A 26147-nucleotide genomic window follows, 5' to 3' on the forward strand; every position below is an offset into this window, starting at 1 on the left:
TAAGCAATTATTCCATGAAACTTTTTCAGGTATAAGTCGTTAAAAGTTTTATGTTTTTTGGTTGTTTAATTATAAATTAACTGATAATTCTTAATTCAAAAAGAATCTATAATTTTAACATTAAATTGATATTAATTGTTACTCATTCCATATTTTAATACATAATATAATACATTCTGTGGATATCATTTTTTTTGAATTCGAACTGGTTTCGATGAAAAAATAAAGTTGTAAGCAGATTATAATCACCTAATTTAATTCTGAAAATTACTATTTCTAAATATTATATGACAAAACTTCTACCCCTAGAATTAAATCTAAAGATTAAATTATCTAAAAGATTTAAAGTTTTAAGCGTTCTATTTTTTATAAGCTTTGGTATTTCTCAAAATTTGTTAGCTCAGGATGCCTTTATTATTAACAAAGGCGATGAGAATATTTGTTCTGGCGAAAGTACCAGCTTGCAAATTATTATTGGAGCTAGTATTGGCCCCTATACCGTTGTGTATGAAGATGGGACTAATTCTTTTGAGATTACCAACTATAATAGTGATGGTGATGAGGAAAGCCCAACTTATGGAGGTAATGCAATTAATGTGTCTCCCACATCAACCACAGAATACTCACTGGTAAGTGTTCGAGATAAGTTTGGAACCTATTTGCCTGTTGATGCAGCAAATCAACTAATTACAGTTTATCCGTTGCCTGATAATCTTGTGTTAACAAACCCTTTAAATTCGGTTTGTGCAGGAGAAGATTTTAATATAACGGCTACTGCTACTGGCGAAGATAGAATTGAATTATGGAATAGTTCAAAATTAAGTAAGATTGGAGATTTGCCATATGTTGCCAATATAAGTGCCAATACACAGTATACATTGGTTGCCATTAGTGATAAGGAGTGTAGTATTGATCAATCGATTAATATTGTAGTAGATAATGAGGATCCTGTTGCTAAATGTAAGGATATTGATGTATATCTTAATGAATCAGGTAATGCGAGTATTGTTGCCACTGATATAGATAATTCGTCAACAGATAATTGTGGTATCACAAGTAGAACCTTAAGCAAATCATCTTTTACTTGTGCCAATTTAGGAGAAAATAATGTTACATTAACAGTTTTTGATGCCCAAGGAAATTCTAGTTCCTGTGTGGCTGTTGTTACTGTATTTGATAATATTAACCCTAATATTAATGGAACTGTTGTTAGTTCAACTGTTGCTACTTCTAGTTCTGATTGTAAATATACAATATCAGATAATAGTTATAATCCTACAGTAGTAACAGATAATTGTGAAGTTACATTGCTTGCATACTCAGTTAATGGAGGGGCAGCAGTAGGCACGGATAATACAACATCATTAAATGGTGTGGCACTTGATAAGGGAATTAATAATATTGTTTGGACAGCTAAGGATGCAAGCAATAATTCTGCTCAATGGTCATATACAATTACTGTTAATGATGAAACAGATCCTGTATTTACCAATTGTCCTGCAGATCAGGATTTGGAGATGAGTAATGCTTCTTGCGATGCTTTGTTGCCAAATTACAAAAGTTTATTAAGTGTTTTTGCCACAGATAATTGTAGTCTTGATGGAGATATTAGTTATAGTCAATCTCCTGTTGCAGGTACTTTAATAAGTGGTGGACACGGAGCAATACAGAATGTAACAATTACTGCCGAAGATGAAAGTGGAAATCAGGCTACATGTAGCTTTGATGTTACTTTAGTCGATTTGCAAGATCCGGTAATTAATAATTTGCCTGAGAATATTTCAGTTATTAATGATGTTGATGTTTGTGGAGCCATAGTTACTTGGGTTGAACCAACATCTAACGATAATTGTACTGGACACTCAATTTCCAGAACTGCAGGTTTGGCAAGTGGGTCTACATTTCCAATAGGAGAAACTACAATAACTTATACTGCAACCGATGTGGCAGGAAGAACAAAAGAAGAAAGCTTTATAGTTACGGTTACGGATAATCAAAATCCAACAATTGTTGATTTGCCATCGAATATTACTCAATCTAATGAGTTGGATGAATGTGGAGCTGTAATTACATGGATAGCTCCTACTTCAAATGATAATTGCGTAGGTCACAGTATTAGTCAAACAGGAGGCTTGGCCAGTGGTTCATTATTTCCTATTGGAGAGTCAACAGTTACGTACACTGCAACCGATGCAGTTGGTTTAACCAAAGAGGAAAGCTTTACAGTTACGGTTACTGATAATCAGAACCCAAGCGTTGTTGACTTACCAAGTAATATCGAAGTTAATAACGATTCTGGAGTTTGTGGAGCAACAGTTACTTGGAATGCTCCAACTTCGAATGATAATTGTTCTGACCATAGCATTAAACAAACTGCAGGATTAACAAGTGGATCGCAATTTCCAATTGGGCTAAGTACGGTTAGTTATACTGCCACAGATGCTTCTGGTAATAGTGTAGTTGAAAGTTTTACCATTAATGTTGTAGATCATGAAAAACCAATAATAAGTAATTGCCCATCAGGTATTACGAGGACAAGTGATGCTGGAGTTTGTACTGCCAATGTTTCTTGGACCGAACCAACTGCTACAGATAATTGCACATCACCTGCAAATCTGGTATGGGCAAAATCACACAATCCAGGTGATGAGTTTTCTGTAGGAGAAACTACCGTTACTTATACAGCTACTGATGAAAAAGGAAATGTAAGTGAGACTTGTAGTTTTACTGTAACTGTTACCGATAATCAAAAGCCAATTATTTCTAATTGTCCTGAAGATATTAGTTTAAATACTGATGCTGGATCATGCACAGCAGTTGCAAACTGGATAGAACCCTCAGGAAATGATAATTGTTCAGGAATTTTAACATGGAATAAATCTCATACACCAGGTTCAAGTTTTCCAACAGGAAATACAACAGTAACTTATACTTTAACCGATGAATCGGGAAATACAAGTGCTATTTGTTCATTTGTTGTAAGTGTGAGCGATAATGAGGCTCCTGTAGCAGCTTGTAAATCAGCTACAATTTATTTAAACGAGTCTGGTATAGCTACTTTATTGCCATCCGACGTTAATAATAACTCATCAGATAATTGTACTGCTGATGAAAATTTAATTTTAACACTGAGTAAAACCTCATTTAGTTGCGCTGAGATTGGCGTAAATGAAGTTACATTAACTGTGAAGGACGCACAAGGAAATGTCAACACGTGTACAGCCAATGTTACAGTTTCCGATAATGCAGCCCCAATAATTACTGCAACTTCTGGAACTGTTTCAAAATCAGTCAATACAAATTCTAATGACTGTTTTTATACTGTAAATGGAGCTGAATTTGATCCAATTGTTTCAGATAATTGTGGAGGTGAAATTCTTTCGTATGTAGTAAGTGGTGCAACAGATTTAAGTGGAGATGGAAGTTTAGCATCGCAGCAATTAAATAAAGGAGCTAACCTAATTTATTGGACATCAAAAGATGCAAGTAACAATGTAACATCAAGCCCATTAACTTTTACAATAACTGTTGTTGATAATCAAGTACCTATTATTTCTGCAACTACCAATAAAAACAGAGGAACTGATACCGATTGTGGATACACAGCGAAAAATGGAGAATTTGATGTAACAATTACAGACAACTGTGCCGTTAGTTCACAAACTTACTCTATTAACGGAGGTTTGGAAGTAAACGCATTAAGCCTTGATGGTGTTGTGTTTCCAACAGGAACAAACCGAGTTGTGTGGAAAGCAAGCGATGGTACTAATAATAGTACAAGAACTTTTCAGGTTACTGTAGTTGATGATGATGCTCCTGTTATTGTACAAATAGCAGATATAGTACAAAATGTTGATCCAGGGAAATGCGATGCAGTAGTAACTTGGACAGAGCCTACTTATTCAGATAATTGTTCTGGTGTTAGTATGTCACGAATTCAAGGTCTTTCTAGTGGAAGTACATTCGATCCAGGAACATATAAAATTATATATCGTGCTATCGATGCAGTTGGTTTAGTTACTGATATGTCTTTTAATATAACAGTAGAAGATCAAACTCCACCAGTGGTAAGTTGTCCGGAAAGTAGTGAATCTTCACCTTTTGTAAGAATAGCAGATAATGGTGTGTGTTTCTACACAGTTCAAGGTTTAGAATTTAATCCAACTGTTACTGACGAATGTAACCAGTTGGTGACAAATAGTTTCGATGGAACTTCTACATTGGAAGGAAAGCAAATTCCTTCGGGAGTTCACGAAATTGTATGGACTGCAACTGATGGAGTTAATTCATCTACTTGCTCAGTTTTTGTTACTGTTCAAGATAATCAAGATCCAACATTTACTCAACCAACTGGTAATCCTGTAGGTACCTACACTTATAATTTTGATACCGATCCAGGACAGTGTTACTATACCATTTCAGGAACTGATTTTGATTTAGGAAGTGTTTCAGACAATTGTAATACCCAAACTCCAACTTATGTAATTACTAAAAATGGAGTTGAAGAGTTTATAGGTAGTAATACACTTGCAAATTTAAAGTTGCCAAAGGATAATGATCATCCGTATGTTGTAGTATGGACTATTTCTGATGTTCATGGAAATACTGTAGTTTCTACTCCATTTAATATTTCAATCTCTGATAATCAAGCCCCATCGTTTGTTTGTTATGGTAACGAAATTAGAGAAGTGCCAAATAATGCATGTGAATATATTGTTGTTGGAACTGAGTTTGATCCTACGGAATTAATTGACAACTGCGATAATGCCAATGAGTTAACTGTTGAATATACATTGAATAGTATATCAGGAGGAACTGCTACTAGTTTGGCAGGAGTAACTTTACCAATTGGTGTTCATGATGTTGTTTGGACTGTAACCGATAAAAGCGGAAATAGTGAAACATGTAACTTCGAAATTACGGTTGCCGATGTTACTGCTCCAGTTCTTACTACTGTTGAAAATCAATCAAAAGATGCACCTGTTGATAAATGTTCTTACCTAACAGTAGGTACTGAATTTGATCCAACAGCTTCTGATAACTGCACTTCTTATACATTGGTAAATAACCAAAACAATACTTCTACATTAGCAGGGGTTGAATTTCCGGTTGGTGTAACTATTGTAGTTTGGAAAGCTACCGATGCAGCAGGTAATATTTCAATTATGCAGTATCAAGTAGCAGTAAACGATGTCGCAAAACCATCATATAATTTGCCTGCAAGTGTGTCAAAATCAGCTTCAGCTAGTAATTGTTACTATTCTGTTGTAGGAAACGAATTTGATCCAACTGATATTGTAGACAACTGTACACCAGATAATTTCTCTATTTCAAATAATTGGAATGGATATAAAACTTTAGCCTATGAACAGTTTCCTGTTGGGGTAACTGATGTTGAGTGGACTGTTACTGATTATTTTGGTAACGAAGAGAAAAAGACCATTCAAATTACAGTTGTTGATGATACAGACCCGGTAATTAATTGTCCAACAGATACCTACTTAAGAGTTGTAGATCAAGGTGAAACATATTATACTGTTGGGAATGGTGAATTTAGACCAATTGTTTCTGACAATTGTAGCTATACATACACCAATTATTTAACAGGGACTTCAAGCGTTACAGGAGAACATTTAAACCCTGGAAATCATACAATTGTTTGGACTGCCGAAGATGCTTCAGGAAATTCAACAACATGTAATGTAAATATTGAAATTGTAGATGATTTGTATCCAGCTATTACTTGTGTTGGTGATCAATCAGTATCAAACACCGCTGGTGATTGTAGCTATACAACTTCAGGGACTGAGTTCGATGCAAGTTCTACAACTACTGGCGCTACATTAAAAAATAATTATAACAATTTATCATCTCTTGCAGGAGCTGTATTTCCGCAAGGAACCACATTGGTAACTTGGACAGCATCAAGAACTATTGATGGTGAAGAGTATTCTAATTCATGTAGTTTCTATGTAACAGTTAGAGATGATGAAGATCCTGTAATTACTGCTCCGGCAGATATTACCGTAAATACAAATTCTGGATGTTATGCTACAAGTGTAGATTTAGGATTACCAACCATTTCTGATAATTGTGGAATTGATTGGACTGATAACAATGCATCATCTTCTTATCATATAGGAAATCATACGATAACTTGGAGAGTTCGTGATATTCATGGAAATATCTCAACTGCAAATCAAACCGTTACAGTTCTTGATGATGATGTTCCTTATATTGATTGTCCATCACCTGCAAATCTTTGTCGTCAGGTTGATGAAGGACAGACATTTTATACTGTAAATGGTCATGAATTTGGACCATATTATAATTCTGATTGTTCTGGTATTAAGAGTGTTATTAATGATTTTAATGGGACTTCTTCCTTAAGTGGCGAACAAATTCCTGCAGGAATTACTCCAATCATATGGACAGTTACCGATAATGCCGATAACGTATCAACTTGTACAGTTACAATAACTGTAAATAATGATGATCCTCCATCCGTAACTTGTAGGGGTGATGAAAGAGTAAATACTGATCTTGGATTATGTACTTATACAGTTAATGGTACCAGTTTAGACGTATCATCAACTGCTACTTTAACGCATAATATTCAAACTACAGATTCAGAAGCTACACCATATGCACCAAATGCCAATAAACTAAATGGGGCAATATTCCCTAAAGGTGTTACCGATATTATATGGACAGCTACTGATGGTGCAGATGTGAATAATTGTTGTGCTTTTACCATTACAGTAGTCGATAATCAAGCACCTTCTATAACATGGCAAACAGATGTAACTGCTAATGTTGATATAGGTTCTTGTACTGCAACAGGAGTAGATCTGGGTACTCCAACAGGTACAGATAATTGTGATGAACCGCTTGATATTGTTTACTCAAGAACTCCATCAGGTAATAATTTCGAAGCAGGAGTAACAAATGTATATTGGACCGCTCGAGATTCAAGAGGCTATATTGTTCATCATACTCAAAAGGTAACTGTTGTTGATGATATTTCACCAGTTATTGATTGTCCAACTGAAACATATTACAGAGAATTTAATAATTCGCAGGTTACTTATTATACCGCTGTTGGCAGTGAGTTTAGACCTTCTGTTACTGATAATTGTGATATTACTTCTTATACGAATGACAAAAATGTTGCTGGTAATTTAAATGGTGTTCAATTTACCATTGGAGATCATGAAATAATATGGACAGCAACTGACATTTCAGGAAATACAGATAATTGTACGGTTAATTTAACAATTGTTGATTCTTTTGATCCAATTTTAGATTGTCCAGCAAATTTATATGAAAATACAGCTAGTGATGCTTGTTCCTATACTCATACTGGAAGTTCAATTGATGCTCAATTTGCAAACCTATCTATTATAGCAGGAAGAACACTAGTTCATAATATTCAAACTACTGATTCGGGTATTTTACCTTATGCACCAAGTAATATGAGTCTTAATGGAGCAGTATTCCCTAAAGGAACTACTACAGTAACTTGGACAGCTAGACAAACCATTGGTGGAGCTGAATATACGAATACTTGTTCTCATCAAGTAATTATATCTGATAATGTTGCACCAGTTTTAGATCCATTACCAGCAAATGTAACTGTAAATATAGATCCGGGAACTTGCGTTAGTACAACAGTATTACCTAATCCGAATGCAACAGATAACTGCACTGCTACAGTGGATTTAGTGATAAACAATGATGCTCCAAGCCCATTCTTAATTGGTGAAACCAAGGTGCGTTGGACCATTACCGATGAGGCAGGAAATACAACGGTTCATAATCAAACTGTTACCGTAGTTGATAATGAAGGTCCGGTAATTACAAATTGTCCTTCAACCATAACAGAACAAGCTTCAGGAGAAAATTGTCAGGCAATTGCCAATTGGCCTGCACTTGTTGCTACCGATGATTGCAGCGGAGTGAAGAGTTTTACCTCAACTCACTCGCCTGGTAGTTTATTTAATGTTGGAACAACTACGGTTACCTATACAGCTATCGATAATAATAATAACGAATCAACATGTTCATTCGATGTTGTAATTACGGATGTGAATCCTAGTATCTCATGTATAGAGAACCAAACAAGAAATACCAATTCGGGAGTTTGTTCGTACCTGGGTTTAGGTAATGAATTTGATCCTACAGCATTTAGTGATAACTGTACAATTGCTTCAGTTACATGGAGTTTTATTGATGCGGAATCAGGTTTAGAACGAACAGGTGCAAATACTTTATCAGGAATTGAAATTCCTAGAGGTTCTGGTGCTGGTGCAACAGGTGAAACACTAATTACCTGGACAGCAACAGATGCGAATGGAAATGAAACATCATGTTCATTCCTTCTTACAATTGAAGATCATGAAGCACCTGTGATTGCAGTTCCTGGGAATCAAACAAAAAGTACAGATTTTCATCAAAATTACTACACAATTCAAGGTGATGAATTTGATGATGTTACCTCTATTGATAACTGTGGAATTGTTACTAAACTGGTAAATGAATTTAATGTTGCAACTTTGGCTGGTACCCAATTGCAAATGGGAGAGAATACCATAACCTGGTATGCCGAAGATGATAAAGGAAACAGAAGTGAAGCTAAGTTTTATGCCTACGTAGTTGATACGGAAGGTCCATATTTAGGAACAGCGGCTTTAAATACAACAGTTCAAACTTCTGGTTCATGTGAGGTTGTTGTTAATTACACACCTCCTGTATTTAAAGATAATGTTACTGCCGATGAAGACATTATTGTAACAGTTAGTCCTGCAAATGCAGCACCAGGCGGTACATTTGAAGTTGGAATAACAGAAGTTACCTATATGGCTGTTGATGACGAAGGAAATCAAGTGGTTCATTCGTTTAAAATTACTGTTGAAGATAAGGAAGCCCCAACAATTGTTTGTCCATCAGGTTCTCCATTCAACAGAAATACAACTCCAGGAGAATCGTATTATTTAGCACAGAATGACGAATTCAATCCTACTTTTAGTGATAATTGTACAGCTACTATTAGTAACAATTATAATAACAGCAATACACTTGCAAATGCAACTTTCCCGGTTGGAACAACCGATGTAGTTTGGACGGCTACTGATAAGGCTGGAAACTTTTCAACTTGCACAATACAGGTTATTGTAAGTGATAATGAAGCACCAGCAATTGCAAATTGTCCGGATGCAACTGTTGCTAAAAACGCAGATATTGGAGCCTGTTCATTTGAGGTTCCAGGTGCTGAAGATGATCCTTACGAATTCTCTGATAATCACGGTCTTAAAAAATTGACCTATCAAATTGGTTCAAATCCAGAAGTTGGAACAGATTTAACAACGACTTTGGCAGGTGTTCAAATCCCGGTGGGAACAATTTCGGAACCTACAACTACCGTAGTTTGGAGACTATATGATATAAGTGATAATGTTGGAGCAACATGTACAACAGTTTTCACCATTTCCGATGTTGAAGCTCCTACTTTAACTACAGTTGCTAATCAAACCAGAAATACCGACGCAGGCCAATCATATTATACAGCGCTTGCTGGTGATAACTGGAATCCTGTTGTAACCGATAATTGTGATGTCGAGAAAATCACCTACAATATTGATGGAACTGGTGAAGTTGGAACAGATCTAACAACCAGTATCGAAGGTGTACAATTCGAAATTGGTACTCATGAGGTAGTTTGGACTGCAACCGATATTCATGGAAATACAAATACGGGAAGATATTTGGTAAAAGTTAATGATGTTGAAGATCCAACTATAGTTTGTAACACTATAACAGTTCAATTAGACTCTGATGGAAATTATACATTAGATAATGATGATATTAATGCCTTGGCAAGTGATTCTTCGGATCCTTCAGGAATTGCATCAATAGAAGCAACACCAAATAGTTTCTCTTGCAACGATGTGGGTAATAATACGGTATTACTTACAGTTACCGATAATCATGGTAATATTTCAACCTGTAATACAGCGGTTGTTATTTTAGAAGATAATACACCACCAAATGTTGTTTGTAACGATATCACAATCCAATTAGATGTATTAGGTCAAGCAAGCATTTTGGCGAGTCAATTAGACGGAGGTTCTACTGATGCTTGTGGAATTCAAAGTATTTCTGCAACTAAAACTACTTTCGATTGTGCTGATGTTGGTGCAAATACAGTTACTTTAACAGTAACCGATATCAATGGAAATTCGGCTACTTGTAACGCAACTGTAACGGTAGAGGATAATATAAGTCCGAATGCAGTTTGTAACCCATTAACAGTTTATTTAGATGGATCTGGAAACTATACATTATCTTCTACAGATATTGATAACTTATCCCTAGGTTCTTCTGATAATTGTAATTTAACCAAAACGGTAACACCAAATACCTTTAATTGTTCAAATACAGGAGCAAATTCGGTTACATTACGAGTTACCGATCCGCAAGGAAACTACGATGAATGCACTACAACTGTAACTGTTGTTGACAATGTAGATCCAATTGCAATTTGTAAGAACCTAACAGTTCAATTAGATGCCGATGGCAATGCAAGCATTACAGCTTCTCAAATTAATAATGGGTCAACAGATAATTGTACTGTTATAGATGATTCTAATTTGAGTATAGACATTACAAGCTTTGATTGTTCTGATATTGGTTCTAATACTGTTACCTTAACTGTTACCGATGAATATGGTAATAGTTCAACTTGTACTTCAACAGTAACGGTTGAAGATAAATTAGCGCCAAATGTTCTTTGTCAGGATATAACAATACAACTTGATGCTAGCGGTAATGCAACAATTACCCCAAGTCAAATCGATAATGGATCATCAGACAACTGTACAAGTATTTTGGCTTCTCACTTGAGTCTGGATAAATCAAGTTTTTCTTGTGCCGATGTTGGTGTACAGACAGTAAGGTTGACGGTAATCGATGATCAATCAAATTCTGCAATTTGCGACGCTAATGTTACAGTTCAAGATAATGTTGATCCAGTTGCAATTTGTCAGAATATAACCATTCAGTTAGATGCTAGTGGTAACGCAAGTATTACGGCAAATGATATTGATAACGGTTCAAATGATGCTTGTGGAATTGCCTCAACTTCGATTGATGTATCTAGCTTCAATTGCTCAAATGTTGGAGACAACACAGTTGAACTAACAGTTACTGATAACAATGGAAACACTTCTACTTGTACAGCAACAGTAACCGTTGAAGATCCAATTGATCCAGCAGCTTCTTGTACTGCTATTGCAGTATATCTGGATAATACAGGAAATTATTCTTTGACTTCAACAGATATTGATAATATCTCTTTAGGATCTACAGATAACTGTACACTAACAAAAACTGTTACTCCTAACTCGTTTGACTGTACAAATCTTGGTGCCAATACTGTTACGCTAAGAGTTGAAGGTCCAAATGGAAAATTCGATGAATGTACAACAACTGTAACTGTTGTTGATAATATTGATCCTGTAGCAAAATGTCAGGATATAACGGTTCAGTTAGACGCTAGTGGAAATGCAAGCATTACAGCTGCTCAAATTAATAATGAATCTACCGACAATTGTACTAGCTCATTGGTGCTTAGCCTTGATGAAACGAGTTTCGATTGTTCAAACCTTGGTGCCAATACAGTTACTTTAACCGTTACTGATGATTCTGGAAACAGTTCAACATGTACCGCAACAGTTACTGTTGAGGACAATATTGATCCAACAGCAGTTTGTCAAGATATTACAATACAACTTGATTCGGATGGAAATGCAAGCATCACACCAGCCCAAATTAACAATGGGTCAACCGATAATTGTACAGCGCCAGCAAGTCTAGGGTTAAGTTTAAGTAAAACAAGTTTTACTTGTTTAGATCTTGGTACCCAAATAGTTACTTTAGCTGTTACGGATGCACAAGGCAATTCATCAACTTGCGATGCAAGTGTTACGGTTCAAGATATAATTGATCCAATTGCAATGTGTAAGGATTTAACTGTATCCTTGAATCGACAAGGAAATGCAGAAGTTTCAGCTTCACAAATCGATAATGGATCTAGTGATAACTGTTCATTCTCTATTAAGATTTCAAAATTAGAGTTATCTGGATATGTTCCATTTGTGACATATACTTGTGTTGATCCTTCTTCGCAGACAGTTTATTTGAAAGTAACTGATGCAGCAGGAAATTCAGCAATTTGTTCTTCTAATTTAACTATTGTTGATGATCAAGGACCTACTTTAGATGATTTAACAGATAGAGAAGTTACAACAGACAATAACCTGTGTGCATATACTCATAATGATGACTTATGGAACCCAACAGATAATTGTGGAACTGTTACATCAATGACATATGTTTTAACAGGAGCAACTACTGGTACGGGAAGTACTCTTAACGGAGTGGTGTTCAATAAAGGTACAACTACAGTTACTTGGACAGCTTCTGATGATCATGGCAATAATGATAGAGTAACCGCATTTGATGTTGTAGTTGCTGATGATCAGAACCCAGAATTTACATCTTGTCCATCAAATATGTCGAAACTTGCAGGTAGCGGAATAAGCTTTGTTACTGTTTCCGATATTCCTGCATCTACTTTTGACGATAACTGTGCTGTAACTCAGTTTACTTGGTTGTTAACAGGTGCAACAACAGGATCAGGAACCGATAATAGTCCTGTAAGTGGTACAACAAATCCAGTTAATGGAGGAGATTATAATATTGGTACAACAACTGTAACGTACACTGCTTTTGATGATGCTGGAAATTCAGAACAATGTGCATTCACTATTACTGTTAATGCAAGTGGTGGTTCTATTTTAGCAAGTAAAACAAATATTACAACCACCGAAGATCTGGATTATGAAGAGTTTACTGTAACATTAAAATCAGCACCTACAGGTACTGTAGTTATCAATGTTGCAAGCGATGATACAGGTGAGGGAACACCAGATAAGTCTCAATTGACATTTAATGCTTCAAATTGGGATCAAGCTCAAACAATCAGAGTAACAGGTGTTAATGATGATGTTGATGATGATGATATCAATTACAACATAAGTTTAACCATTAACAAAGCTGGAACAGATGATTATTCGGGATACGAGCAAGCAGAACCTACTTATGTGAATGCAGTAAATCAAGATAATGATACCGCAGGAGTAACAGTAACTGTTAATGATAACAGTACTCATGAGGATGGAAGTACTGGTGAGTTTGAAGTTGTACTTGATACAGAACCAATACAGAATGTAACAATTACAATTGCAAGTGATGATTCAACTGAGGGTACTGTATTTGGCTCTAATACTTTAACATTTACACCTTCAGATTGGGATACTGCTCAAACTGTTACAATTAAAGGAATGGATGAGCTTATTGACGATGGAGATGTTAGCTATAATATAATTACAGGTAATACTAGTTCTTCAGATCCGAAATATGGTAATCTGGTAGTTGATAATGTAAGTATGACTAATATGGATAATGATGAAGCTGGTTTTACAGTAACTCCATTAACGCTTACAACAAGTGAAACTGCTCCAAGTTCAAGTACTTTCTCAGTTGTGCTTACAAGTCAGCCATCAACCGATGATACCAATTACACTGTAATTGTTGACCTTATTAGTAGTGACCTTAGTGAAGGTACAATTGACAAAGCTCAATTAACATTTGATCATTCAAACTGGTATGTGCCTCAGGAAGTAACTGTTACCAGTGTTGAAGATATGCTGGTTGATGGAGACATCACTTATCCAATCAATTTAACGGTTGATAGAACAAATACTACTGATCCTATTTATAAAAATCCAGCATTGGTAGATGACCCTGATAATGTTTCTGTAACCAATGAAGATAATGATGCTGCTGTACTTTCTATTGATAACGTAACGGCAAATGAAACCAACTCAGGAACAACTGACTTTGTATTTACAATAACACATTCTGGTCAGGAAGTAGTAGGAGGATATTCGGTTTCTTATTACACGCAGAACGGAAGTGCAAAATCACCAAGTGACTATATAGGTAATGGTGGACCAGTTGCATTTACTGGTGGCGTTTTGGGTGAAACACAAACAATTACCATAGTAGTTAACGGAGATGTTGCTTTAGAGCCAGATGAGACTTTCGAACTTGTTCTTAGTTCGGTTAGTGCACCTGGTAGAAATGTAACAATTAACAATTTAAATAAAATTGGTACTGGTACCATTTTAAATGATGATAGTTCAGTATTATCTATTTCAGATCCTAGTATTACCGAGGGAGATTCGGGAACCAAGCAATTGGTATTCGATGTTACCTTAAGCAATCCTGTTGAACTTGGAGTTACTGTTGATTACGCAACAGCAGATGGAACAGCTACAGTTGCGAATGGTGATTATAGCTCTAAATCAGGTACTCTAACATTTGCAGGTACTGCTGGTGAGATTCAAACCATTAGTGTGCCAATTAACGGAGACGAAATTGTAGAATTAGATGAGAACTTCTCAGTTAATTTGAGCAATGCAAGAGTTGATGGTGTTGTTAATTCATCTATTAGTATTTCTGCAACTGAAGGAGTTGGAACAGGTACTATTACCAATGATGACGCTGTAGTTCTTTCAATAGCAGGATTTACGGTAGATGAATCGATTGGAACAGCAAATTATACCATTACAATGGATAAAGCGGTTCAAGATGAATTTACAATTGATTTTGCGACTTCTGATAATTCAGCAGAAAATGGGTCTGATTACACAGCAGTTTCAAATTCAGGAATGACATTTGGAGCTGGCAATAGCTTAGTTCAAACTGTTTCAGTTGATATTCTGGATGGTAACATTGTTGAACCAACAGAAATATTAAAAGGAACAATTAATAATAAAGTTGATGCCAAAAATCAGGCAGTAACATTCTCTGGAGGAGGCTCTTCAGCGCAGGCTGATGGAACAATTCTTGATAATGACGTAGCTACCTTAGCTATTAATGATATGAGTGTTGCCGAGTCGGCAGGTACAGCAACCTTTACCGTTACACTTACAGGTACAGTTCAAAATAACTTTACTGTAAATTATTCAAGTACTGATGATACTGCTGAATCACCATCTGATTTTACAGTTATTGGTTCAACACAATTAACCTTTGGTGGTTTAAATAGTAATATTCAGACTTTTACCGTAGGTATTATTGAGAACTCAATTGCCGAGGCTACTGAGACATATCACATTAATTTAACCGGGCTTAACAAGAATGGTCAGTCAGGAGTAAGTATTTCTGATCATCAAGGAGAAGGAACAATTACTGATAATGATATTGTAAACTTGGTTCTACATGGATTTACTGTAACGGAAACTGATGGTTCACAAACTCAGAATTTCCAAGTAAGTAGAGATATTGCCTCACAATCTCCAATAGGATTACTGTTTACAACTTCTGAGAATACAGCTAACGGTGATAGTGATTATACAGCACAATCTAATGCAGATGTAATACTTATTGCTGGTTCAACAGCAAATACAAATATTCCTGTTACTGTATTAGGTGATATAATTGCAGAGCCAACTGAGGATTTCTCTGGTACAATTTCGTTGAATACCTTAAATGGGCAGCAAGTACAAATTACAACGGCTTCAGCTACTAGCATCATCAATGATAATGATGAAATGCAAGTTAGTTTGGAAGATAAAACAGTTACAGAAACCAATGGAAATCAAACTGTAAATTATATAGTAAGTACTAATATAGTTGCCGAAAAAGATGTTGTTCTTGAGTTTTATACCTCTGATGGAACAGCAAAAACAATAACGGATTACACAGCTAAGACTGCAACAATAGTAACAATTCCTGCAGGAAGCAATTTTGTTAATATTCCTATTGATGTTTTAGGTGATTTGATATTAGAACCACAAGAAAAATTTAATGGAGTAATCTCTATAACAAATAACAATAGTCAGCAAGTATCGCTTGCTAAGCCAAATGCCGAATATACCATTCATGATAATGATGCAGCAAGTATAGCGATTGCTGATGTAAGCGTTGATGAAGATGTTGCAGGTGGAATGGCTACATTCACTGTTGTCTTAACAGGAAATGTTCAAGATGAATTTACTGTTGATTATACCACAAGTGATAATGCAAGTGCACTTGCAGGTTTTGATTATACTTTATCGGCAGGAACATTAACATTCCCTGCAGGTTCTGTAAGTGGTACAAGTAAATCATTTACTGTTGCAATTAACAACGATGATTTAATTGAACCTACAGAAACTTATACGGTAACCTTAAGTAACATTTCAGGTGGTTTAGTTACTGCATCAGATGCAATTGCTATTGGAACCATTGTGGATAACGATAGTGGATCAATCTCTATCGATGATGTTACAGTAGCAGAGAATATTGTGAGTGGAGAAGCTGTATTTACTGTAAGTTTAACAGGATCAATTCAAGATGAATTAACTGTTGATTTTACAACGAATGATGGAACAGCTCATGCACCAAGTGATTATACCGTAGTTTCCAATACATTAACTTTTGCTGCTGGTTCATCCAATGCGACGCAAAGTATTACGATTCCTATTATTAATAATTCAGTTGCCGAATCAACAGAGAATTATTATATAGACTTAAGCAATATTGTAAGTACTGGAAATGTAAGTTTTGCAGATAATCAAGGAGAAGGTACTATTACTGATGATGATGAGGTAACTGCAATTAACCTTAGCGGATTTACCAAATCAGAAACCAATTCTAATGTTGATTATAATTTTGTGGCAAGTATGAATATTACTGCCCAATATCCTGTTATAATTAGCTTTACTACAAGCGAAGGAACAGCAAAAGAAGGAAGTGATTTTACAGCTCAATCAGCAGTTGAATACACAATTTTACCAGGTGATTTAAGTGTAAATATTCCAGTTCAAGTAATTGGTGATTTGGTGAATGAACCTCAAGAATCATTTACAGGTAAAATTACGATAGTTGAAAAAAATGGACAGCAAATTACATTAGGAACTGATACTTCTACAGGTATTATTAATGATGATGATAATGCAATTATATCTGTTACTGGATTTACTGTAGATGAGTCATCTGGAACTGCAGATTTTACAATCGAGTCAAATCTTGCAATTCAAAATGCCATTTCAGTAGATTTTGAAACTGTAAACGGTACTGCTTTGGCAGGATCTGATTATACAGCAGTTTCTACAACTACGCTTAACTTTGGTGCTGCAAATGATCAAAGTCAGACGGTAACGGTTAGCATAGATAATGATGATGTTGTAGAACCTTCTGAAAACTTAATTGGTAGACTTAGCAATTTAGTTGTGAATAGTCAAGATGTAACATTAGCTGGAGGTGGAGCAACTGCAGAAGCTTATGGTACGATTACAGATAATGATGTAGCAACTTTATCTATTGATGATGTAGAAGTAAATGAATCTGCTGGAACGGCAACATTTACTTTAAGTCAAACTGGTACAGTGCAGAATATTTATACTGTAGATTATGCATCGGCAAATTCAACAGCTATCGAGCCTTCAGATTATACTGCTATTCCAACAAGTACACTAACATTTGGAGGATCTAATAGTTCTTCTCAAAGCATTACTGTTAATATTATCGAGAATAATATTGCAGAGCCAACAGAAGAGTATCAGATCAATTTGTCCAACCTCCTTGTAAATGGTCAATTGGGAATTTCTATTGCAAAACCGCAAGGAATTGGTACAATTATAGACAATGATGCTTATACAATCAGCCTAGCAGGCTTTACGGTAAGTGAAACAGATGTAAATGCGGATCACAACTTTGTAGCTACCATGAGTGGAGAAGCACAGGAAGATGTAGTGATCAGCTTTACAACTACCAATGGCAGTGCAGCAGGAAGTGACTTTACATCACAAACATCACAGACCTATACCATTTTGGCAGGTTCAACAAGCGTTAACATTCCTGTAGAGGTATTGGGAGATGATATTGCAGAGGCAACAGAAAGTTTCACCGCAGCAATAATCATTGACAATGCCAACGCACAACAGGTGACAATCGGCACCGGCAGTGCAACGGGAACCATTAACGATGATGATGCTTATACAATCAGCCTAGCAGGCTTTACGGTAAGTGAAACAGATGCAAATGTGGATCACAACTTTGTAGCTACCATGAGTGGAGAAGCACAGGAAGATGTAGCGATCAGCTTTACAACTACCAATGGCAGTGCAGCAGGAAGTGACTTTACATCACAAACATCACAGACCTATACCATTTTGGCAGGTTCAACAAGCATTAACATTCCTGTAGAGGTATTGGGAGATGATATTGCAGAGGCAACAGAAAGTTTCACCGCAGCAATAATCATTGACAATGCCAACGCACAACAGGTGACAATCGGCACCGGCAGTGCAACGGGAACCATTAACGATGATGATGCTTATACAATCAGCCTAGCAGGCTTTACGGTAAGTGAAACAGATGCAAATGTGGATCACAACTTTGTAGCTACCATGAGTGGAGAAGCACAGGAAGATGTAGCGATCAGCTTTACAACTACCAATGGCAGTGCAGCAGGAAGTGACTTTACATCACAAACATCACAGACCTATACCATTTTGGCAGGTTCAACAAGCATTAACATTCCTGTAGAGGTATTGGGAGATGATATTGCAGAGGCAACAGAAAGTTTCACCGCAGCAATAATCATTGACAATGCCAACGCACAACAGGTGACAATCGGCACCGGCAGTGCAACGGGAACCATTAACGATGATGATGCTTATACAATCAGCCTAGCAGGCTTTACGGTAAGTGAAACAGATACAAATGCGGATCACAACTTTGTAGCTACCATGAGTGGAGAAGCACAGGAAGATGTAGTGATCAGCTTTACAACTACCAATGGCAGTGCAGCAGGAAGTGACTTTACATCACAAACATCACAGACCTATACCATTTTGGCAGGTTCAACAAGCGTTAACATTCCTGTAGAGGTATTGGGAGATGATATTGCAGAGGCAACAGAAAGTTTCACCGCAGCAATAATCATTGACAATGCCAACGCACAACAGGTGACAATCGGCACCGGCAGTGCAACGGGAACCATTAACGATGATGATGCTTATACAATCAGCCTAGCAGGCTTTACGGTAAGTGAAACAGATGCAAATGCGGATCACAACTTTGTAGCTACCATGAGTGGAGAAGCACAGGAAGATGTAGTGATCAGCTTTACAACGACTAATGGTACGGCTACAGCGATTGATTTTGCTGCACAAGCATCTCAGACCTATACCATTTTGGCAGGTTCAACAAGCATTAACATTCCTGTAGAGGTATTGGGAGATGATATTGCAGAGGCAACAGAAAGTTTCATCGCAGCAATAATCATTGACAATGCCAACGCACAACAGGTGACAATCGGCACCGGCAGTGCAACGGGAACCATTAACGATGATGATGCTTATACAATCAGCCTAGCAGGCTTTACGGTAAGTGAAACAGATGCAAATGCGGATCACAACTTTGTAGCTACCATGAGTGGAGAAGCACAGGAAGATGTAGCGATCACAGGAAGATGTAGCGATCAGCTTTACAACTACCAATGGCAGTGCAGCAGGAAGTGACTTTACATCACAAACATCACAGACCTATACCATTTTGGCAGGTTCAACAAGCATTAACATTCCTGTAGAGGTATTGGGAGATGATATTGCAGAGGCAACAGAAAGTTTCACCGCAGCAATAATCATTGACAATGCCAACGCACAACAGGTGACAATCGGCACCGGCAGTGCAACGGGAACCATTAACGATGATGATGCTTATACAATCAGCCTAGCAGGCTTTACGGTAAGTGAAACAGATGCAAATGTGGATCACAACTGCAGCAGGAAGTGACTTTGTAGCTACCATGAGTGGAGAAGCACAGGAAGATGTAGCGATCAGCTTTACAACTACCAATGGCAGTGCAGCAGGAAGTGACTTTACATCACAAACATCACAGACCTATACCATTTTGGCAGGTTCAACAAGCATTAACATTCCTGTAGAGGTATTGGGAGATGATATTGCAGAGGCAACAGAAAGTTTCACCGCAGCAATAATCATTGACAATGCCAACGCACAACAGGTGACAATCGGCACCGGCAGTGCAACGGGAACCATTAACGATGATGATGCTTATACAATCAGCCTAGCAGGCTTTACGGTAAGTGAAACAGATGCAAATGCGGATCACAACTTTGTAGCTACCATGAGTGGAGAAGACCTATATTTTGGCACAGGAAGATGTAGTGATCAGCTTTACAACTACCAATGGCAGTGCAGCAGGAAGTGACTTTACATCACAAACATCACAGACCTATACCATTTTGGCAGGTTCAACAAGCGTTAACATTCCTGTAGAGGTATTGGGAGATGATATTGCAGAGGCAACAGAAAGTTTCACCGCAGCAATAATCATTGACAATGCCAACGCACAACAGGTGACAATCGGCACCGGCAGTGCAACGGGAACCATTAACGATGATGATGCTTATACAATCAGCCTAGCAGGCTTTACGGTAAGTGAAACAGATGCAAATGTGGATCACAACTTTGTAGCTACCATGAGTGGAGAAGCACAGGAAGATGTAGTGATCAGCTTTACAACTACCAATGGCAGTGCAGCAGGAAGTGACTTTACATCACAAACATCACAGACCTATACCATTTTGGCAGGTTCAACAAGCATTAACATTCCTGTAGAGGTATTGGGAGATGATATTGCAGAGGCAACAGAAAGTTTCACCGCAGCAATAATCATTGACAATGCCAACGCACAACAGGTGACAATCGGCACCGGCAGTGCAACGGGAACCATTAACGATGATGATGCTTATACAATCAGCCTAGCAGGCTTTACGGTAAGTGAAATAGATACAAATGCGGATCACAACTTTGTAGCTACCATGAGTGGAGAAGCACAGGAAGATGTAGTGATCAGCTTTACAACGACTAATGGTACGGCTACAGCGATTGATTTTGCTGCACAAGCATCTCAGACCTATACCATTCTAAAGGGAACAACAAGTGTTGATATTCCTGTGGTAGTAATTGGAGATTTTATATTGGAATCTACAGAAAGTTTTACTGCAGAAATTGAAATTAATGATGCAAACGAACAGCAGATAACAATTGAGAATGAAAATGCCATTGCAACTGGAACAATTAATGATAACGATGTTTCAGAGATTTCAATTGCAGCCAATGATGATGAAGCAGGTGAGCCAAATAATGATGGACAGTTTACGGTAAGCTTGAGTAATCAATCGGATGATGCCACAGTAATTGCTTATACAATAGGAGGAAGTGCAACGGCAGTAGAAGATTATACCACTTTAACAGGCAGTATTACGATTCCAGCCAATACAAGCAATGGAACCATTGATGTATCGGTGATTGATAACAACATATTGGAATCAGATGAGACGGTAATTGTTACTTTAACAAGTATTACTTCGGGTGATCCACAAGCGATTATCGGCGCAAGTAGTTCGGCAACAGTAACGATCTCTGATGACGATAGTTCAGAAGTTTCGATTACAGCCAATGATGATGAAGCAGGCGAGCCAAATAATGATGGACAGTTTGCGGTAAGCTTGAGTAATCAATCGGATGATGCCACAGTAATTGCTTATACAATAGGAGGAAGTGCAACGGCAGTAGAAGATTATACCACTTTAACAGGCAGTATTACGATTCCAGCCAATACAAGCAATGGAACCATTGATGTATCGGTGATTGATAACAACATATTGGAATCAGATGAGACGGTAATTGTTAATTTAACAAGTATTACTTCGGGAGATCCACAAACGATTATCGGCGCAAGTAGTTCGGCAACAGTAACGATCTCTGATGACGATAGTTCAGAGGTAAGTATAGCAGTTACAACATCAGCAAGTGAGCCTGGAACAAATGGATTGTTTACCGTAACTCTAACTAATCCTGTTGATATTGATACTGAAATTACATTTGGAGTTAGTGGAACAGCTACAGAGGGAACAGATTATTCTAATCTTGTTAAAACTCTAACTATTCCTGCAAATTCAACAGAAACAAGTATTAATATTGATGTAATAAATGATGAATTAGTTGAGACAGGTGGAGAAGAGGTTGTAGTTACATTAAGCGGAACAAATAATGCTGTAACCTTGTCAGCAAGCAAATCTGCTAATATGAATTTAGGAGATGATGATTCTACTGAGGTAAGTATAACTGCTACCGATGATTCTTCGCAGGAAGGTACACCTTCAGGAAATAATGCAGAATTTACGATTTCCTTAACTAAGGCTTCAGCAGTTGCTACGGTTGTAAGTTATAATGTTAGCGGAACTGCTACACAAGGTGATGACTATACGAGCTTATCTGGTACAGTTACAATTCCAGCTAGTAGCAAATCTGCTACAATAGATGTTCTCGTAATTGATGATGTTTTATTTGAAGATTCAGAAACTGTAATCCTTACACTTACAGGTATAACATCGGGAGATGCGACAACTGTATTGGGAAGTCAGGTAACGGCTACAGCAACAATAATTGATAATGATATTGAATGTTCTGCTGGAGATGATCTTGAAATTTGTTCTTCGGAAGTAGAGGTTACTTTGAGTACAGCTACACAAAATAACGCAAGCAATTATACTTGGACAACGAATGGTTCTGGAACATTTACAGATGCTAGTGTTTTAAATGCAGTTTATAATCCAAGTGATGATGATAGAACTAGTGGTGAAGTTCAGCTTACTTTAAGTGTTTCTGGTATTAGCGGAACTGACAGCGATGTAATGACACTTAAAATTTGGCCAAGAGTACTTCTAAATGCAGGTGATGAAACAGCGATTATCAATGAGGGTGAAACTTATCAGGTAAGTGGAGCAGTAGCTGTTAATCACGCTGGAATACTTTGGACAAGTACAGGCGGAACATTCGATGATCCAACAGCTCTTAATCCAGTATTTACTCCAACGACTAATGAAAATGTTGTTCTTAGAATGACTGGAACAGGATTAGGTACTGGAGCATGTTCTGATGATTTCGATGAGATTTCATTAACGATTAATGATTTCCCTATAGCAGATAATGAAAGTGTTACAGGTTTAGAAGATCAGGTATTGAATTTTATAGAGTCTGATTTCTCAACCAATTATTTAGATGCTGAAAGCGATGCGTTTGCTGGAATCAAGATAGTAAGTATAGAATCAGTTGGTGAACTTGAATATGAAGGTACATCAGTAAATTCAGGATTAGAAATCACTAATGCTAATATCAGTAAGCTAAGTTTTAAGGCACAATTAAATGAAAATGGAACGAATTACGATTCCTTCGAGTTTAAGGTGTTTGATGGAGTAGAATATAGCTCGGAAACTTATACAATGAATATTTCCATAACAGCTGTGAATGATGAACCATCGTTTAGCTTGATGAATCCAAAAGATATCTTGGTAAGTGAAGATATAGGTGATGTAATTGTTAATGGCCAGGTTGCAACACAATCGAGTGGACCAGCCGACGAATCAGGACAAATTCTGACATTGCATTTGTCAAATGATACACCAGCTTTATTTAGCGTTCAGCCAGCTTTAGATGCTTCAGGAAACTTAACTTTTACTCCAGCTGAGAATATGTTTGGAGAAGCCACTGTAAGCGTTTATATCACAGATGATGGAGGCGTAGCAAATGGAGGTGATGATACTTCAGCGGTTCAGGAATTTACAATTACGCTTGAGGCGGTGAATGATGGTCCGGTTGCAGAGGATGATCTGTTTACAATGGATGAAGATACTCAGTTGAGAGGCAATGTTCAGGCAGATAATGGAAATGGAGAAGATTCCGATCCAGATAATTCTACTGACAACTTTACTTATACACTTGTTGATGGTGGAACAGCTGAATCTAATGGTAATTTGGTATTCAATGCCGATGGTAGTTTTACTTACGATCCAAATCCAGATTTCTTTGGTGAAGTGAGCTTTACTTATCAGCTTTGTGATAACCCAGTTACGCCACTAATTCAGAAGTGTAATGAAGCAACGGTTACAATAACAGTAACTCAAATAAGTGATACTCCAATTGCAGTAGATGATAACCTTTGGTTGAAAGAAGATTCTTCAATTAGTGGTAATGTATTTGATAATGATGAACGATTGGTAGATATACCGGTAGTTATTTCATCAAATACCAATCCATCTCATGGAACCTTATCTATTAATCCTGATGGTACTTTTACTTACATTCCTAACAAAGGATATTTTGGAAATGATTCATTCGAATATACTTTAAAGGATATTGATGGTGATGAGTCTACAGCTACGGTTTACATTGCTGTTGATCCATTGGATTACGATCCTATTGCCAATGATGATTTTGATACCATAAATGAAGAAGAAGTTAGCACAGGTAATTTATTTGCCAACGACGAAGACTTCATTAATGATCCAGTAGTAGTTGTTTCAAATACAGACCCTTCAAATGGTACAGTGGTAGTAAATCCTGATGGAACGTACATTTATACACCAAATGTAGATTTCTATGGAACAGATACTTTCACATACACTTTGGAAGATTCTGATGGAGACAGAGATAGTGCTACAGTTACCATTACCGTAAATCCAGTTAACGATGTGCCTGTGGCAGTTGATGATACAAATACAACTACCGAGGATACTGAGATTGGAGGAAATGTATTGGCAAATGATACCAATTTAGGTGATGCTCCAGTTAGTGTTGTTGATTTTACGAATCCTAATAACGGTACTGTATTGGTAGTTGGAGATGGCAATTATACCTATTTGCCAGACGATAACTTTAATGGTGTTGATAGCTTTACTTATACCATTGAAGATGAAAATGGCGATCGATCAACAGCAATTGTTACAATTACGGTGAGTCCAATTAACGATGTTCCAGTAGCAGTTGATGATACCAATTCAACAGATGAAAAATCTTCTGTATCGGGTAATGTTTTATCGAACGATACCGATTTAGATCTAGATGATTTAACTGTTGTTGAAATCAATGGAGAAGCTACACAAATTGGAACTGAAATAATACTAAGTGCAGGCGGAACAGTTCGTTTAAATACCAATGGAACTTATGAGTTTAATCCAAATGGAGAATTTGATTATCTGCATACCGGAGAAACAACTCAAGTAACATTTACATACAGTATTACCGACGGTATTGCCAATAGTAATTCGGCAACAGTTACCATTACCATTGTTGGAATAAACGATGCACCTGTAGCAAATGATGATCTGTTAGATACATACGATAACGAGGAAATTATTATTTCCGTACTAGATAATGATGTAGATGCAGATGGGGATCAGTTATCAGTTGATATCATAGATGAACCTAAATATGGAGATGTTGTTGTGAACGCAGATGGAAGCTTATCTTATATCGCTGATTTAGGTAGCTATTGTAATACTGAGCAGTTTACATATAGAATTTGTGATCCAGCTGGATTGTGTGATGTAGCAACGGTTACTATTGAAATAGAAGCGAAGGATACCGACGAAGATAGTATTCCTGATGCGATTGAAACATTGACTTTAAATACCGACGGAGATGTTGACTTAAACTATCAGGATTTAGATAGCGATAATGATGGTATCTCTGACGAAGATGAAGCTCAAATAACAAATCCTTGTACTGACTCTCCTGTTGATACAGATGGAGACGGAACTCCGGATTATTTGGATACTGATAGTGATAACGACGGTTATCCTGATGAAGAAGAAAGTGATGATGATTGTGATGGAGACGGAATAGCCAATTACATTGATGAGTATGATGATTGTGCTGAATATGTTTCTATTCCAGAAGGGTTTTCTCCTAATGGAGATGGCATAAATGATAAATTTGTTATTAAGGGTATAAAAGACTTCCCGAATTCGAAGTTAATAATATTTAACCGATGGGGTAATGAAATATTTAAAGCCTCTGGATATCAAAATGATTGGGATGGAAGAGCTAAAAATAGCTTGACTGTAGGAACTAAAATTGTACCTGAAGGAACATATTATTACGTTATTGACCTTGGTAATGGATCCAAAGTGATTAAAGGTTACGTTTACATCAACTACTAA

At 36.9% G+C, this 26147-nt stretch carries 4 protein-coding genes; all 4 read left to right on the forward strand.

Annotated elements, in window-relative coordinates:
- Nucleotides 1-287 precede the first annotated feature (287 nt).
- From ACKU4N_RS04530 to ACKU4N_RS04545, 4 genes are read left to right on the forward strand one after another with little or no spacing between them, the layout of a single operon-like run.
- The gene (locus ACKU4N_RS04530) at nucleotides 288-19637 is read left to right on the forward strand and encodes a Calx-beta domain-containing protein (protein WP_321321017.1); all 19350 of its coding nucleotides are present in this window, start codon (nucleotides 288-290) and stop codon (nucleotides 19635-19637) included.
- The gene (locus ACKU4N_RS04535) at nucleotides 19597-19911 is read left to right on the forward strand and encodes a Calx-beta domain-containing protein (RefSeq protein ID WP_321322745.1); all 315 of its coding nucleotides are present in this window, start codon (nucleotides 19597-19599) and stop codon (nucleotides 19909-19911) included. Before ACKU4N_RS04530 ends, ACKU4N_RS04535 begins: the two co-directional genes overlap by 41 nt.
- Complete coding sequence (locus tag ACKU4N_RS04540) at nucleotides 19883-20350, forward strand: Calx-beta domain-containing protein (protein WP_321321019.1); 468 nt, start codon at nucleotides 19883-19885, stop codon at nucleotides 20348-20350. Before ACKU4N_RS04535 ends, ACKU4N_RS04540 begins: the two co-directional genes overlap by 29 nt.
- Entirely contained in the window at nucleotides 20271-26147 is a 5877-nt protein-coding gene (locus ACKU4N_RS04545; RefSeq protein WP_321321021.1) for a cadherin-like domain-containing protein, read from the forward strand. The genes ACKU4N_RS04540 and ACKU4N_RS04545 overlap by 80 nt, the downstream gene beginning before the upstream one ends.

The sequence above is a fragment of the Labilibaculum sp. genome, from assembly GCF_963664555.1.
Classification (GTDB): domain Bacteria; phylum Bacteroidota; class Bacteroidia; order Bacteroidales; family Marinifilaceae; genus Labilibaculum.

Bases quoted from the DNA above. Each gene is read 5' to 3' on its own strand.
- ACKU4N_RS04530 (WP_321321017.1), top strand. From the start codon at position 288: ATGACAAAACTTCTACCCCTAGAATTAAATCTAAAGATTAAATTATCT.
- ACKU4N_RS04540 (WP_321321019.1), top strand. From the start codon at position 19,883: ATGTGGATCACAACTGCAGCAGGAAGTGACTTTGTAGCTACCATGAGT.